This window comes from Alkalimonas amylolytica, assembly GCF_900107845.1.
Taxonomy (GTDB): domain Bacteria; phylum Pseudomonadota; class Gammaproteobacteria; order Enterobacterales; family Alteromonadaceae; genus Alkalimonas; species Alkalimonas amylolytica.
On sequence record NZ_FNRM01000005.1, the window covers coordinates 38,008 to 53,340 of the forward strand.

Sequence of the window (15,333 nt, forward strand, 5' to 3'; positions counted from 1 at the left end):
AATTCTACAGACGCATCGGCATGACTACGTAGGACGCCTGGGCATTGCCAACCCCTTCAATCAACACACTGGAATTGCTATCGCTTAAATGCAGCATCACCAGATCGGTATTTAAGCTGTTAAGAACATCCAGCACATAGCTAACATTAAAACCAATCTCGAGTGCATCACCTTGATACTCGACCTCAATCACTTCTTCCGCTTGCTCATGCTCTGGGTTATTGGCGGTGATTTGCAGCTCACTGGGTGCCAGATTAAAGCGCACACCACGGTATTTTTCATTGGATAAAATTGAGGCCCGGGTACAGGCATCTTTTAACACGGGTCGATGAGCCGTTACCTGCTTGGTGCTATTGCGCGGGATCACCCGACGATAATCTGGAAAACGCCCATCAATCAACTTGCTGCTGAAACTAAAAGCAGCATCGACCAGACGGATGTGATTCGAGCCCAGGCTGAGCGACAGGCTACCATCATCATCTGGCAATAAGCGCAGCATTTCCAACACGCCTTTGCGTGGAATAATCAGTTGTTGCTGGGCATTGACCGGCTCGTTGAGCTGCAACTGGCTCATGGCCAATCGATGCCCATCGGTGGCGACTGTCCGCACCAATTGCTGATCCACCTCAAACAACAGGCCATTTAAGTAGTAGCGCACATCCTGATTGGCCATGGAAAAGGCGGTCTCTTCCAGCAATCGCTTTAACTCAGCACGTGACAACTGCAGATTGACCTCGCCCTGCCAGCTTTCAAGATTCGGATAGTCCAAGGCTGGCAAGGTGGTCAGAGTAAACTTAGCTTTGCCGGAGCTTATCACAAAATGCTCGCCAACCTGTGTCAGCTCGATTTGACAGCCATCCGGTAGGCTACGACAGATATCCAGCAATTTTCGCGCCGGTACCGTAATGCGCCCTTGCTGATGCACCTGACTGACTGCCACACTGGCCACCATTTCAATTTCCAGATCGGTTCCGGTTAACGACAACTGATCCTGCTGCACATCCAGCAGTACATTGGAAAGGATCGGCAGGGTATGACGGCGTTCGATGGCGCCCGAAACCATTTGCAGTGGCTTCAACAGTGTTTCTTTGTCGATACTAAGGTGCATAACGGGTCCCTATTATGACGATAAGGTGCGCAGTAAATTCTGAAAATCTTCTTTGATTTCGTGCGTTTCTTCTTTTAATGACTCAATCTTACGACAAGCATGCAATACCGTGGTGTGATCGCGACCACCAAAAGCATCGCCTATTTCCGGCAGACTGTGGTTGGTCAACTCTTTTGCCAGTGCCATCGCCATCTGCCGTGGCCTGGCAACCGAGCGACTGCGACGTTTCGATAGCAAATCAGCGACACGAATTTTGTAATATTCGGCTACGGTCTTCTGGATATTTTCAATGGTAACCAACTTGTCCTGCAAGGCCAGCAAATCGCGCAGTGCTTCCCGCACAAAATCGATGGTGATCGGGCGGCCGGTGAAGTTGGCATTGGCAATCACCCTATTGAGCGCTCCTTCTAGCTCCCGCACGTTGGATCGTAGCCGCTTGGCAATAAAGAAAGCGACCTCTTCTGGCAAGCGGATCTGATTTTCCTGCGCTTTACGCATTAGGATCGCCACCCGGGTTTCCAGCTCCGGCGGCTCAATGGCAATGGTCAGGCCCCAGCCAAAGCGACTTTTCAGACGATCTTCCACGCCGTCAATTTCTTTCGGATAACGATCGCTGGTTAAAATGATTTGCTGATTGCCTTCTAGTAACGCATTAAAAGTATGGAAGAACTCTTCCTGCGAACGTTCTTTGTTGGCAAAAAACTGAATATCATCGATGAGTAAGGCATCCACCGAGCGGTAATAACGCTTAAATTCTTCAATGGCATTGTTCTGCAGCGCTTTTACCATATCCTGCACAAAGCGTTCGGAATGCATATAAATGACTTTGGCATTTTCTTTCTGCGCCAAAATGCCATTACCTACCGCATGCAATAAGTGGGTCTTACCTAAACCGGTGCCACCATAAATGAACAGCGGGTTGTAGGCCGTACCTGGGTTATCCGCTACCTGACTGGCAGCAGCCCTGGCCAACTGGTTTGATTTACCTTCAACAAAGTTTTCAAAGGTGTAACTGGCCTTGACATTGGATTTAACGATTGATTTAGGCGCTGGCTCTGGCATGGCAGGGCGGCTACTGGCAGGTGCAGTTGCCGCTGCCGAATGCGGCTGATCGTTCTGATGACCTTCCTGAGGTTGTGGCCGGCTGCCAACATCAAATCGCAGCCTAGGGGCATTATCCCCACAGTAATCATGAATCAACTCATTGATTCTATTTAGGTATTTCTCACGAACCCAGTCAAGCACAAAACGATTAGGCGCATAGAGTGTCAAAGCTTCATCAGAGCTTGCGGCTTGCAGCGGTCGGATCCACATGCTGAAATGTTGTGCTGGCAATTCCTGCTGCAGCGTTTGCAGGCAATTTTTCCATACGGACTGGTACACCCTGGCTCCCTGAATCGTTTCTTATGGCTGTAGCGCATCTTCAAATGGGTAAGCGAGCATTATGAGCCTAGTTATCCACAACTTCAATATTGACTTTTTATAAAAAGCGCCTCGCTTAGACAGTTAATAGCAAAGCATTGAATATATTAAACATTAATTTCTTAGTAACGGTTTTTTATCCGTGAGGTCGGAGCTGCTGCCAGTGCCCGACGCCATCGCTGGACAAACCAAATTGCACACACTTTATTCAAAGTGAACGGCGCGCCTGTGGAAAACAGTGGATCGGCCAGGATCTCGACAGATATTCCTTAGGATTGCATTGACTTTCAAGTCAGGACTACGTAAAATTCGCGCTCATTTTTATCAACTGTGTTTTGGTGTTTCACTGAGGTAATACTAAAACAGAGCTAATTCTTAGTATTATCTTAAGCGGACGGACAAGAATATGAGCAAAAGAACTTTTCAACCTAGCGTATTAAAGCGTAAGCGTGTGCACGGTTTCCGTGCTCGTATGGCGACTAAAAATGGCCGTCAGGTCCTGGCGCGTCGTCGTGCCAAAGGCCGTAAGCGTTTAGCTGTCTAACCCGACAGCTAAGTGCTACGTGCAAAACTTTAAATTCGGCAGGGAGTTACGTCTGCTAACTCCTGGCGAATTTAATGCCGTTTTTCAACAGCCTTTTCGGGCTGGCTCGCCTCTCTTTACCATCCTTTGCAGCAACAATAACCTCGATCATCCAAGGTTAGGTCTGATTATTGCTAAAAAACGTGCTAAATTAGCCGTGGATCGCAATCGCATCAAACGCTGCATCCGGGAAAATTTCCGTTTGCAACAACATCGCCTGCCCGCCATTGATCTGGTGGTGATGGTAAAAGGCCCGATCTCAGACACTGAGAACCAGGAACTCAGCAAGCAACTGGAGCGGTTATGGAACAAAATCTGTCGCCATTACAGCGTCTAGCTTTGGCCTTGCTGCATGGCTATCAAAAGCTGATCAGTCCGTTGTTTGGACCCAGCTGCCGGTTTCATCCCAGTTGCTCCCACTATGCCATTGAGGCCATCACCCGCTTTGGGGTGCTCAAAGGGACTTGGTTCGCAGCGAAACGTCTATTAAAATGTCACCCCTTACACCCTGGGGGTCACGATCCCGTTCCTGAAAAGCACAATGAGAAAAGCTAACCTATGGACTCGCAACGTAGTATTTTAATCCTCGCGCTCGCTTTCGTCAGTTTTCTGCTATGGCAACAATGGCACAAAGACTATGGACAAGAGCCTGTCACCAGCCAGCCTCAGGCTGAGCAGCTGGATAGTTCCGGCGAGCTGCAACTCTCTGCTGATGAGTTTGGTACCCAACCGGTAGCAACTTCGCCAGCTGTTGGACCTGCCAGCAGCCAGCACGAACAGATTGTGCGGGTTGAAACCGATGTGCTGCAGGTAGAAATCAGTACACGTGGCGGTGACATTGTTGGCCTGAAGCTCTCTGAGTACGAGCTGACCAAAGACAGTCAGACGCCTTATGTGATGATGCGCCGACAGACCGGCTTCAACTACATTGCCGAGTCGGGTCTGATTGGCCAGCATGGGCCTGATGCCCGCAGTGGCAACCGCCCGGTGTATCACACCAATCAACTTAACTTCACGCTTGCGTCCGACCAACAAGAGTTGGTAGTGCCTCTGCATTACGAGTATCAGGGACTGCAGATTGAGAAGCGCTTTATCTTCCGCCCAGGTCAGTACGATGTCAGTGTCGAATACCACCTTAACAATACCAGCGATGAAGTGCGGGTGATTCAAAATTACCAGCATTTACGGCAAACCATCGATGGAGGCAAAGACAGCAGCTTCTTTATGCCGATTTACCGCGGTGCTGCCTATGGTACTGCCTCGGATCGGTATAAAAAGTACAGCTTCAAAGACATGCAGAAAAGTAACCTGTCAATCCCGACCCAGGGAGGTTGGGCTGCCATGCTGGAACATTACTTTGTGGCTGCCTGGGTGCCAAATCAGCAGGTCGATAATCTGATTTACAGCCGTTATCATCAGGGACAAGGGCTGATTGGTGCATCAGGCCCGATGTTGCAACTGCAACCCGGAGAACAAACAGTTATTGCCACCATCTTCTACGCTGGTCCAAAAGTTCAGGACAATCTGGCCGAGCTGGCCAATGGTCTGGATTTAACCGTCGACTATGGCTTCCTGTGGTTTATCTCCCAGCCATTGTTCTGGTTACTAACTTTGATCCAGGGCTTTGTGGGCAACTGGGGTGTGGCTATCATCCTGATCACCATCGTGGTTAAGGGAGTGATGTACCCACTGACCAAAATTCAGTACGAGTCGATGGCCAAGATGCGCAACCTCAAGCCAAAAATCGAGGACTTGCAGGCCCGTTACAAAGATGACCGCCAAAAGCTTGGCCCGGCCATGATGGAGCTGTACCGCAAAGAGAAAGTCAACCCAATGGGCGGTTGCTTGCCGTTGCTGCTGCAAATGCCGATTTTCCTGGCGCTGTACTGGGTCTTTGTCGAGAGTGTTGAACTGCGTCATGCACCCTTTATGCTGTGGCTGCAGGATCTGTCGGCGCCAGACCCATGGTTTATCCTGCCAGTGTTGTTTGGTGCCAGCATGTTTATGATGCAAAAACTGACGCCAATGACCGTCACCGATCCGATGCAGCGTAAGCTGATGATGTGGATGCCGGTCGCTTTCTCGGTGTTCTTTATCTGGTTCCCAAGCGGCCTGGTACTGTACTGGCTGGTCAGTAACCTGATCTCACTGGCCCAAATGCTCTATATTTACCGGGGCATGGAGAAAAAAGGCCTGCATAGCCGTAAGGCGTAAGCCAAGCGATGCAGAAAAAAGCCTGTGACTCACAGGCTTTTTTTATAACCCCAGACGAGGACCTTATGTACAGCACCGATACCATAGCCGCTATAGCCACTGCCACCGGCCGCGCCGGCGTGGGCATTATCCGTATTTCCGGCCCGGCTGCCAGCCAGGTTGCAGAGGCTGTGCTTGGCAAGGTCCCCAAAGCCCGCACAGCCGAGTATCTGCCATTTCTGGATACCGATGGCAAGGCATTGGATCAGGGTATTGCGCTGTATTTCCCTGGGCCCAACTCCTTTACCGGCGAGGATGTGCTCGAGTTGCAAGGTCATGGTGGCCCGGTGCTGCTGGATATGTTACTGCGCCGGGTCATTGCCCTGGCCCAGGTGCGCATTGCCCGGCCCGGCGAATTCAGCGAACGCGCCTTTTTAAACGACAAATTGGATTTGGCTCAGGCCGAAGCCATCGCCGACTTGATTGATGCCAGCTCCGAGCAGGCAGCTCGCTCCGCCATGCATTCATTGCAAGGTGAGTTTTCCGCCCGCATTCATGCGTTGGTGGAAAAAGTGATTCATCTGCGTATCTATGTGGAAGCCGCCATCGACTTCCCGGATGAAGAAATTGATTTTCTATCCGATGGCAAAGTGGCGGACGATCTGGCGGGCATCATTGCTGATTTAACAAAAATTCGCCGTGAAGCCAATCAGGGCAGCATCCTGCGCGAAGGCATGCGGGTGGTAATAGCCGGCCGGCCCAATGCCGGTAAATCCAGCTTGCTGAACGCCCTGGCAGGCCGGGAAGCAGCCATTGTCACTGATATTGCCGGCACCACCCGGGACGTATTGCGCGAGCACATTCATATCGATGGCATGCCGCTGCATATCATCGATACGGCCGGGCTGCGTGAAGCCAGCGATCAGGTGGAACAAATTGGCATTGAGCGCGCCTGGCAGGAAATAGAGCAAGCCGATCGGGTGCTCTTTATGGTGGATGGCACCACCACAGCAGCGACCGATCCCCACAGCATCTGGCCGGATTTTATCGACCGGCTACCAGCAAAGCTTGGCATCACGGTTATTCGTAACAAAGCCGACTTAACCGGCGAGCCGATGCAGGCCGAACTAAACCAGCCAGTACCAGTCTTTCGGTTATCAGCCAAAACCGGCGCCGGCATCGATGCGCTGCGTGAGCATCTAAAACAATGCATGGGCTTTGAGGGCACCAGCGAAGGCAGTTTTCTGGCCCGCCGCCGTCACCTGGATGCGCTGCAGCGTGCCAGCGAACACCTGGCAACCGGCCAGGAGCAGCTGCACAGTTTTATTGCCGGTGAGATCCTTGCCGAAGAGCTGCGCTTAACGCAGCAACACCTGAATGAAATCACCGGCGAATTCAGCTCCGATGATTTGTTGGGGCGGATTTTTTCCAGTTTTTGTATCGGGAAATAGCACTACCACCAGCCCCTTCGGCGGAAATACCACAGCAGGCCACCGCCAATGCAGGCCATTAACCCCAGAATCAAGGCATAACCGTATTGCCAGCCAAGCTCTGGCATCACTTCGAAGTTCATGCCGTAAATACCGGCGATAAACGTCAGCGGAATAAAGATGCTGGCCATCATGGTCAGTACTTTCATCACCTCATTGGTGCGGTTGCTGACGCTGGTCAGATACAGATCCAGCAAACCACTGAGCACATCTCGCAGGGTTTCCATGGTGTCGATGATGTGCACGCAATGGTCGTAGACATCGCGCAGAAAAATCCGGGTCTCCGGTTTGATCAAAGGGTTCTCATCACGCAGCAAACTGCTGAGTAGCTCTCTGAGCGGCCAGACCACCTTGCGTAGCAGCAGCATTTCGCGTTTAAAGTGGTGGATTTTCGCCAGCACAGCCGTAGTAGGTGCAGTCATCAGCTCATTTTCCAGCTGCTCGATGTGATCACCGCACTGTTCCAGCAAAATAAAATAGTGATCGACTACCGCATCCAGCAAGGCATAGGCCAGGTAATCAGCGCCAAAACCACGTAAACGCCGGCCAGCCAGCAGACGCTGTACCACGCCATCGAAGTCATTACCCGGTGTTTCCTGCAAACTAATCACCGTCTGCTCCATCAACACCAGGCTGATTTGCTCGGCCCGGATCTCCCGGCTGTCCGGATGAAAGCGCAGCATTTTAAAGACCACAAACAAATAGTCCGGATGGGCCTCCACCTTTGGCCGGTGATCGGTATTCAGCATGTCTTCCAGCACCAGCGGATGCAGCGAAAACACCTGGCCAAGCTGCTCAATAGGGGCAATGCCCGGCAAACCGCACAGATTCAGCCAGCGCACACTGTCCGGCTTTGCCGGCGGTAATTGCTGCAGGCTGCTTAAATTGAGTTGCTCAATGCTGTCCAGATTGTATTGCAGCAGTTGCCAATGAGCTTCTGCATCGGGGCTGGCACCACTGAACACCAGGGTACCGGGTGCTGATCCCGCTTTTTTGCCTTTTTTACGAACCAGTTTTCCTGCCATATCATCCCTCAATGCTTCTACTGTACTGCTGTAGATGCCCGCATTCGGATATCCGGACATCGTAACAGTCAAGGGTTAAAACGGAATATGTACCTGCACATTACCACCACCAAAGGACAGACTGTGCAACTCGATGGTCGGGTTGAGCCGGATCACGGCACCGCTTTGCTGGTGCAGATGGAACTCGATCACGGGCACCAGCTTGGCCAGTACACCGCTGAAATGAAGTGGCTCGTCATCGTCCGGCCGGGCGCCCTGCATATCGGCATACCCGAGCATCAAGCTTGGTCTTAAGCGGATCCATGGGCGCCAGTCCCAGGCCATACCAGCATAGAGCATCCATTCATCCCGCTGCTCCAGCACAGTCAAACCGGCCTGTTGCACCTGATCGCGCTCGCGCAAAGATAGGTAGCGAACACCGCCCCAATACGTCACCGGCTGTGCACGGCGTGAACGCAGCTCCAGGCTGGTGTCGGTAAATTGCCGGCGCAGCTCAAGCGCCAGCGCATCGTCTTGAAACTGTTGCCGCAAGCCATAGAGCCCCTGCGTTTGCAACCCTAGCTGCCAATTGGCCGTAACAGGATACAGCCAACCGAGGCCAGCGGAGTACTGTTTATCGGTCCACTGCTGCGCTAAATCCGGTTGATGGTATTCCATCCGGCGGTTCAGGTTGGTAAAGCCATACAGCTGTTGGCCATCCGCAAAGACCGTACCTGCTGCCAGGTGCAACGTCAGTGGTTTTTTTTGATAGAAACTGCTGTCGTAGGTTTTGCTGTTGTACATGGCATCGGGCGAAATCAGGGTTGCACGCAACCACTGCTCAGGGCCGGGCCGCCAGTAGGCTTCCAGCTGCAGATCCACTTCATCCTTACCACCACGAACATCGCCCCAGACACCAAGTTCCAGGCTGCCATCGGCAGTGACATAACCACTGCCAAATAAGGTACGATCATAGCGGCCATCCAGGTCTTCATCCCGGCGAAAACGCACCCCGACAAACATAGGTACATCAAACTGCACCCGTTTTTGCAGATGCGACTGCACGTAAAATTCGCGGCTACGGGTGCTGCCGGCGGTGCCATACCAGCCGTCTTCGGCCCAACTATCCTGCATTCGCACTACCGGCAAGGGCTGAAAGCTTATCCGGTGCAAAAAACTTTCTTCGGTCAGCACAAAGTTACGGCCTTCCAACCGCTCCAGCCGAAAGGGCTCTGGCCCACCCCAGCCATAAGCCAGCACTGAACTGCTGAGAAAAAGCGTGGTAAAAGCGGCCACCGGACATCGCATGCATGCATCCTTTTGCAAAGTTCAAATCCGTTACAGCCTAGCATAATAGCTCACTAGCAGGCGATACCGGGCTGGTCTGATACCATAAAACCAACGTACACAGTGCTCAAACAGACAGGAGACCTGCATGCATCGGTTGGGTTTATTTTGGTTTCAACAGGATTTACGGCTAAGCGATCAACCGGCGCTGACACAAGCCTGCGCCGAGTGTGATCAACTGATCCTGCTGTACTGCGCCGAGCCAGGCTGGTTCAGCCCGGGCCGTTATCACAGCAAACGCATGGGCATGCAGCGTTGGCGCTTTCTGATGGATAGCCTGCAAGAGCTTAGTCACCAGCTGAAACACCGTCAGCAACACTTGGTACTGCGCTTTCAGTCGCCGGTTGAAGCCATCAGCCAGCTCATCAGCCAGTACAAGGTCGATGCCATCTACCAAAGCCGCCAGCCGGGTTATTACGAGGCCCGTCAGTGGCAGCAGTTACAACAGCGCTTTCCTTATCTGAGCTTTCAGACCCTGGACAGCAACACCCTTTTTAGCCAACAACAATTGCCCTTTGCCCTGAAGGATCTCCCTGCCAGCTTTAGTCAGTTTCGCAAGCAAGTGGAGAATTTACCGCTGAGAACAGCCATCGCTGCACCGCAACGGCTTCCACCCGCACCCAAAGGCGTAAACAATGACCAGCTCCCCGGCTACCCGGCCTGGCTCAGCTCGGTGTTCTCCGGTGGAGAATACAGCGCCCAGCAGCACCTGCAGCGTTACTTTGCCAGCACCCGGCCCGGTTTTTATAAGGAAGTGCGTAACGCACTGGACGGCTTTGATAATTCCACCAAGTTTTCGCCCTGGCTGGCGGCCGGTTGTGTCTCAGCCCGGCAGGTGGCCACAGCACTGCATGGCTTTGAAGCAGAACATGGCCGGAATGACTCCAGTTACTGGATCTACTTTGAACTCTTGTGGCGTGACTATTTTCATTGGTACAGCCACCGCCATGGCAAAGCGCTGTTTCTGCGTCAGGGCATCAAGCAAAGGGCGCCACTGACCAGTTTTTATCCACAACGTTTTCGCGCCTGGTGTGAAGGCAATACGCCTTTCCCACTCGTCAATGCCTGTATGCACCAGCTAAAACAAACCGGTTACCTGTCCAACCGGGGCCGTCAGTTGGTAGCAAGCTGTTTTGTACACGAGTTGCAACTGGACTGGCGCTATGGCGCCGCCTGGTTTGAACAGCAACTGATTGATTACGATGTCGCCATCAACTGGGGTAACTGGCAGTATCTGGCCGGTGTTGGCGCCGATCCCCGCGGCCATCGCCAATTTAACCTGGCCAAGCAACAGCAACTGTACGATCCGGATGGCCGCTTCATCCGCCAGTGGCAAGGAGAAGCCAATACCCTGCCGCTGGATAGCGTGGATGCAGCCGATTGGCCCTGTTCTGGCTAACTGCTGCGCCCGGTTGCTACTTTTCGTGTCTTTGACTCTTGTTCAGGCGTCATGATAAGCCTGGCATCGCCGCTACTGAGTAACTGCTTCAGGCTGGTTTTCAGCTCACTCCAGGTGGCAACAAAGAATGCCGTCAGCGGCACCGCCAGTACCATGCCAATGATGCCACCCAAAGCCGTGCCCCAAAAGAACAGCGAAATAACCACCAGGGCAGGATGCAAACCCGAGCGGTTGGCCATGATCTTCGGGGTCAGCAACCAGCTTTCAATCACCTGCACCACAACAAACACCAGGCCGGCCAGCACCATCAACTCAACGCCGCCCTCCGGCTGCAAATAAGCCATCGGCAGCACGACCAGCAAGCCAATCAGACTGCCAAGAAAAGGAATGATATTTAACAGCCCCAGCACCAGCCCAATCAAGACACCATACTCCAGACCAAGCAAGCTAAAGCTCAGGGCATACAACACCCCCATGCAGACCGCAATGATCAACTGCCCCTGAAAAAAAGCCGTGATGTAACCGACAAACACATCCATGAAATACAACACTTTTTGCTGCGTGGCGACGTGAAAGATGGACAACAACTCGGCTGCTTGTTGGCGCAGCTGTCCACCGGACAGCAAGCAGAAGAACAGGAACAACGGCACAAAGCCAATGCCTGCCAGCAGCCCCAAATAGGACACAATGGTACGGCTGCTTTGTTCCAGCCCGGGCAAGGCGGACTTCGCGTCATCACCAGTTTGCTGCAGGCCCGAGGCAATCATCTTGCTAAGCTCTGGGTTATAAAAAGAAAAGTTTTCTTTCCAGCTGGCCAGGCTGTCGGGCAAAGTACTCATCAATTGCACAGCCTGGTTTACCAGGGTTGGTACCAGCAAGACCACCAGGCTGCCAAGAGCGGCGAAAAAGAGCAGCAACACCGCGCTAATGGCCAGCAAACGAGGCAGCCGCAACCGGCTTTGCAAAAACACCACCACAGGATAAAGCACCAGAGCCAGAATACCGGCCAGTGATAACGACAGCAGCAGGTTGGAGAACACACCTAAAAGCCAGCCAAATAACCAGAACGTAATGCCAATCAAAGCGGTCAGCAATACCAATGAAAACAACACGGCCGTGTAACGGAACAAGCGCAGCTCCACCGCACTAAATAGTGAGGGTGCCGGTGTGGGTGCGGCAGGGCTTTGACTGCTCGCCTTAACGGCTTCCGGCCCAACCTGGTGCGTATCTGTCAGCATCAAGAGTTCCTGCGTAGACGTCCGGCCAGGCCGCTGTATCAGCTTACGCCAGAGAAAACCTGGGATAGCACGGCACAACTAAGCACGGCCGTTAGAGAAATCCATAGGAAAGGCTCCCTGTACCAAGCAGATACAGGGGGCGCTGGTTAGGAATGGCGGGCGGTTTTACCAAGTACCAGCATGGCAATGCCAGCCACAGCCGCTGCTGCACCAAAGATCAGAAACCAAATGGTCGAGTCCGTAAAACGGCCGGTGACAGCCTCTGAGACCTGATCCCCCAGGCTTTGCGATGATTGATAGGCAAAGAACAACAAGATCACCCCAACCACCAACAACACAATCGCCAGCACTTTACTATTCATCAGTTCAGTCATCGTTAATTTCTCCTAATACAGCGCCATCCTTGTTGCTCTGCTTTTTGGTTTTTCCTTTCTGGTCGGTGTGCTTGTCATTACTCTCTTTTTCTGCAAGCTCCTGTTCTTTGCCTTTGCGCTTGTTTTTGTTCCAAGGGTGCTGATTCTGATTCGAGTGCATGAGCCTTTCTCCAACTGGTTAGGTGGTTTCAATCTGCCGCTTGCATCTACGTCTGGAAGGCAGGGTGGAGCCATCAGAATAGGTGAAGTGCGCGCCCTGGTCTGTACGCTGCCGCACTTATACTGCTCGCTTTTTGACCACATCAGAGCCACTGCAGCAGCTTGCTCAGCGCGGGTTATCTTTTTGCTACCAGCCGTTCATAAAGAGAAAAGTGCGGATAACGGGTGCGGTATGCGCTCGATTTGGGCGCGCAGCAAACCCGCAGCCGAGGAAACAAGCGGCAAACTTTCCGTTGCAAGCCTGGCTGCCTTCAGCCCAACCGAGCGATCACGCCTCGCCGGAATATCGCGGTCATCGTCTTCACCACCAACCAGCAACCGGCCAGGTCATGCTTGTGCTGCTGGATGGCGCAGAGCTGCCCTATCAACGGCTCCCACTTTGCAACGACCACCAGCAGCACTAGGCCGAGGCGGATCTGGATTAAACAAAGCCGGCCTTTCGGCTATCTGTTCGCTGGCGCACTGAGCGTGCAAGCCAAGCCGGCGATAATTGCAACGGACTGGCGCTGAACCATCGACCTCGGCGCATCGGGTTCAACCACTTCGGTTCAGCCACAAGGAGAAGACGCATGGCGACAAAACAAAGCGGCGACACCCCAGCCAAAGCCGCAAAAAAACAAGGCAAAACACTGAAAACCAACGACATCGTTGCACAACAGGCCAGTGCCAGCGAAGGACTGGTGGCCGCGATGCCGCACAACAGCAACAAAGAGTTCGAGCATGGTCACGCCAACGCCTTAGCACCCATGCCCGGAACGACTGTGACGCCGGATTCCGACGAGATAACCGCCAGTACCGCGACCGAACAAGATGGCAGTACCAAAACCGGCCATGCAGCACCAGCAGGAAGCAATGCGCTTCAGGCTTCGCTGGAGCGAGTCCGGGTGGATGCCAGTGAGCAAGCGTTAACCAGCAATCAAGGGGTGGCGGTTGGCACGAATCAACACTCATTAAAAGCGGGGCTGCGTGGTCCCTCACTGCTGGAGGATTTTATTCTGCGGGAAAAGATCACGCATTTTGATCACGAACGCATTCCGGAGCGCGTCGTCCATGCCCGGGGCTCGGCCGCCCACGGCTATTTCGAAGCATACGACGCCCTCACCAAGTACACCCGCGCCGCGCCCTTTGCTAAAAAAGGCAAAATCACCCCGGTGTTTGTCCGCTTTTCCACCGTACTTGGCGAACGAGGCTCAAAAGATACCGCCCGCGATGCCCGTGGCTTTGCGGTAAAGTTCTACACCGACGAAGGCAACTGGGATCTGGTTGGCAACAACATACCAGTGTTCTTTATTCAGGATGCGATGAAATTTCCCGATCTGGTGCATGCTGCCAAGCCAGAGCCGCATCATGGCATGCCGCAAGCCGCCGCTGCCCATGATACCTTCTGGGATTTTGTTTCCCTGATGCCCGAGTCCACTCATATGTTGCTGTGGCTGATGTCCGATCGCGGTATCCCGCGCAGTTACCGGATGATGCAAGGCTTTGGGGTCCATACCTTTCGCTTAATCAACAAACAGGGCGAATCAATATTTTGCAAATTTCACTGGAAGCCGCTGATGGGCACGCATTCCCTGGTGTGGGACGAAGCCGTAAAAATATCGGGTGCCGATCCGGATTTTCATCGCAGGGATTTGTGGGAGGCCATCGAGTCGGGCGAGTTCCCGGAATGGGAGCTCGGGCTGCAACTTTTTACCGAGCAGCAGGCCGATGCCTTCAGCTTCGATGTGCTGGATGCGACCAAACTGATCCCGGAAGAACTGGTACCATTGACCCCGGTCGGCCGGCTGGTGCTGAACCGCAACCCGGACAACTTCTTCGCTGAAACCGAACAAGTCGCCTTTTGTACCGCCCACATTATTCCGGGCATCGACTTTTCCAACGATCCATTGCTGGCCGGTCGTATCCACTCCTATGTGGATACACAAATTAGCCGGCTCGGTGGGGCCAATTTCCACGAGATCCCCATCAATGCGCCCCTGGCGTCGGTGCAGAATAACCAACGCGATGGCATGCATCGCCAGGCGCTGCATCGTGGCCGTGTCGCCTACGAGCCAAACTCATTGGCCGGTGGCTGCCCGTTTCAGGCTGGCGCCAGCGGTTTTGCCTCTTTCCCTGAACCCTTAAACGCAGACAAGGTACGGGGCCAGCCAGAGAAATTTGCCGAGCATTACGCCCAGGCCACCCTGTTCTTTGACAGCCAAACGGCGGTCGAGAAAGAGCACATTGCCGCGGCCTTTCGTTTTGAGCTTAGCATGGTTAATGTGCCTGCCATCCGAAAGCGGATGCTGTCTTCGCTGGTCAATGTGTCTGCAGAATTGGCCAAAGGCGTAGCGGCTGGCCTGGGCATGGATGTGCCCGAGGCCATGCCCAGAGCCTGCAACCAACCACAACCGCCCGAGGTGACCCTTTCCCCGGCCTTGTCGCTAAGAGCCCTGCCCGGCCAGTGCGGTATCCGCAGCCGAAAAGTTGCTGTGTTGATTGAAGATGGCGTCGACCATGTGTCATTGCGCACCTTGTACGATGCGCTGCTAGAGGCCGGTGCCGTGGTGCATTTTGTCGGGCCACGGCTGGGCATCTTTGTTGGCTCAGCCGGCGAACAGATAGAGGCCAATAAATCGATGGAAAATGCGCCGTCCGTGCTGTTTGATGCGCTGCTGGTACCCGATGGCAGCACAGCCATCCAGGCACTGGCGGGGCATGGCCATACCATGGAGTTTATCAAGGATCTGTTCAGGCACTGCAAAACCATCCTCGCGCTTGGCGCTGGCCAAAAGCTACTGGAGATGGCTGGTATTGCGCTCAGCATGGACGATGACGAGGGCGTTTTACTGGCAGAAGCGGCCGATGCCGCCACGGTGGCGGCTGCGTTTATCAAGGCGATAGCCGCCCACCGTCATCCCTCTATCGACAGCACAGCTGCCACGGCATGACACAACCCAAGCATGGGTTGTGTGTC

The 15,333-nt window shown here is 53.5% G+C and carries 14 protein-coding genes; 7 read left to right on the forward strand and 7 right to left on the reverse strand.

The genetic code is table 11. The features are described 5' to 3' along the window. Positions 1–4: 4 nt before the first annotated feature. Positions 5–1,108: a DNA polymerase III subunit beta gene (gene dnaN / locus BLW37_RS10680; protein ID WP_091342702.1), complete on the reverse strand. Its 1,104-nt coding sequence runs from the start codon at positions 1,106–1,108 to the stop codon at positions 5–7. A gap of 12 nt (positions 1,109–1,120) precedes the next feature. Then, complete coding sequence (gene dnaA / locus BLW37_RS10685) at positions 1,121–2,491, reverse strand: chromosomal replication initiator protein DnaA (protein WP_091342704.1); 1,371 nt, start codon at positions 2,489–2,491, stop codon at positions 1,121–1,123. Between the two features lie 445 nt (positions 2,492–2,936). Here dnaA and rpmH point away from each other — a divergent pair, with 445 nt between their 5' ends. The 5 genes from rpmH to mnmE all read left to right on the forward strand — a co-directional run bounded on the left by rpmH (position 2,937) and on the right by mnmE (position 6,757). Beyond that, positions 2,937–3,074, forward strand: a complete 138-nt coding sequence (gene rpmH / locus BLW37_RS10690) for a 50S ribosomal protein L34 (RefSeq protein WP_091342706.1) — start codon at positions 2,937–2,939, stop codon at positions 3,072–3,074. Positions 3,075–3,093: 19 nt separating this feature from the next. Beyond that, positions 3,094–3,450, forward strand: coding sequence for a ribonuclease P protein component (rnpA, locus tag BLW37_RS10695; RefSeq protein ID WP_091342708.1), 357 nt, complete (start codon positions 3,094–3,096; stop codon positions 3,448–3,450). Then, a complete protein-coding gene (yidD, locus tag BLW37_RS10700) occupies positions 3,417–3,668 on the forward strand; it encodes a membrane protein insertion efficiency factor YidD (protein WP_091342710.1) in 252 nt (83 codons plus the stop codon). Before rnpA ends, yidD begins: the two co-directional genes overlap by 34 nt. Before the next feature lie 3 nt (positions 3,669–3,671). Further along, positions 3,672–5,327 (forward strand): membrane protein insertase YidC, encoded by a 1,656-nt coding sequence (gene yidC / locus BLW37_RS10705; protein WP_091342712.1) that lies wholly within the window; start codon positions 3,672–3,674, stop codon positions 5,325–5,327. Positions 5,328–5,392: 65 nt separating this feature from the next. Then, entirely contained in the window at positions 5,393–6,757 is a 1,365-nt protein-coding gene (mnmE, locus tag BLW37_RS10710; protein ID WP_091343144.1) for a tRNA uridine-5-carboxymethylaminomethyl(34) synthesis GTPase MnmE, read from the forward strand. Positions 6,758–6,759: 2 nt separating this feature from the next. Here the strand turns inward: mnmE and corA are convergent, their stop codons facing one another. Both corA and BLW37_RS10720 read right to left on the reverse strand, forming a co-directional pair. Then, positions 6,760–7,821, reverse strand: a complete 1,062-nt coding sequence (gene corA, locus BLW37_RS10715) for a magnesium/cobalt transporter CorA (protein ID WP_091342715.1) — start codon at positions 7,819–7,821, stop codon at positions 6,760–6,762. 75 nt (positions 7,822–7,896) lie between these two features. After that, positions 7,897–9,108 (reverse strand): hypothetical protein, encoded by a 1,212-nt coding sequence (locus BLW37_RS10720; protein ID WP_091342716.1) that lies wholly within the window; start codon positions 9,106–9,108, stop codon positions 7,897–7,899. Positions 9,109–9,235: 127 nt separating this feature from the next. Between BLW37_RS10720 and BLW37_RS10725 the strand changes: the two genes are divergently transcribed. Further along, entirely contained in the window at positions 9,236–10,546 is a 1,311-nt protein-coding gene (locus BLW37_RS10725) for a DASH family cryptochrome (RefSeq protein ID WP_091342718.1), read from the forward strand. Here BLW37_RS10725 and BLW37_RS10730 read toward each other — a convergent pair. The 3 genes from BLW37_RS10730 to BLW37_RS18710 form a co-directional block, all read right to left on the reverse strand. Beyond that, positions 10,543–11,784, reverse strand: coding sequence for an AI-2E family transporter (locus BLW37_RS10730; protein WP_091342720.1), 1,242 nt, complete (start codon positions 11,782–11,784; stop codon positions 10,543–10,545). The two genes, BLW37_RS10725 and BLW37_RS10730, sit on opposite strands and share 4 nt — an antisense overlap. Before the next feature lie 146 nt (positions 11,785–11,930). Beyond that, positions 11,931–12,158: a DUF3185 family protein gene (locus BLW37_RS10735; RefSeq protein WP_245785704.1), complete on the reverse strand. Its 228-nt coding sequence runs from the start codon at positions 12,156–12,158 to the stop codon at positions 11,931–11,933. Next, positions 12,151–12,318 carry a hypothetical protein gene (locus tag BLW37_RS18710; RefSeq protein WP_171907598.1) on the reverse strand — a complete coding sequence of 56 codons (168 nt, stop codon included), beginning with the start codon at positions 12,316–12,318 and terminating at the stop codon, positions 12,151–12,153. The genes BLW37_RS10735 and BLW37_RS18710 overlap by 8 nt, the downstream gene beginning before the upstream one ends. 628 nt (positions 12,319–12,946) lie before the next feature. Between BLW37_RS18710 and BLW37_RS10740 the strand changes: the two genes are divergently transcribed. Continuing rightward, positions 12,947–15,307, forward strand: a complete 2,361-nt coding sequence (locus BLW37_RS10740; RefSeq protein ID WP_091342722.1) for a catalase — start codon at positions 12,947–12,949, stop codon at positions 15,305–15,307. Positions 15,308–15,333 lie beyond the last annotated feature (26 nt).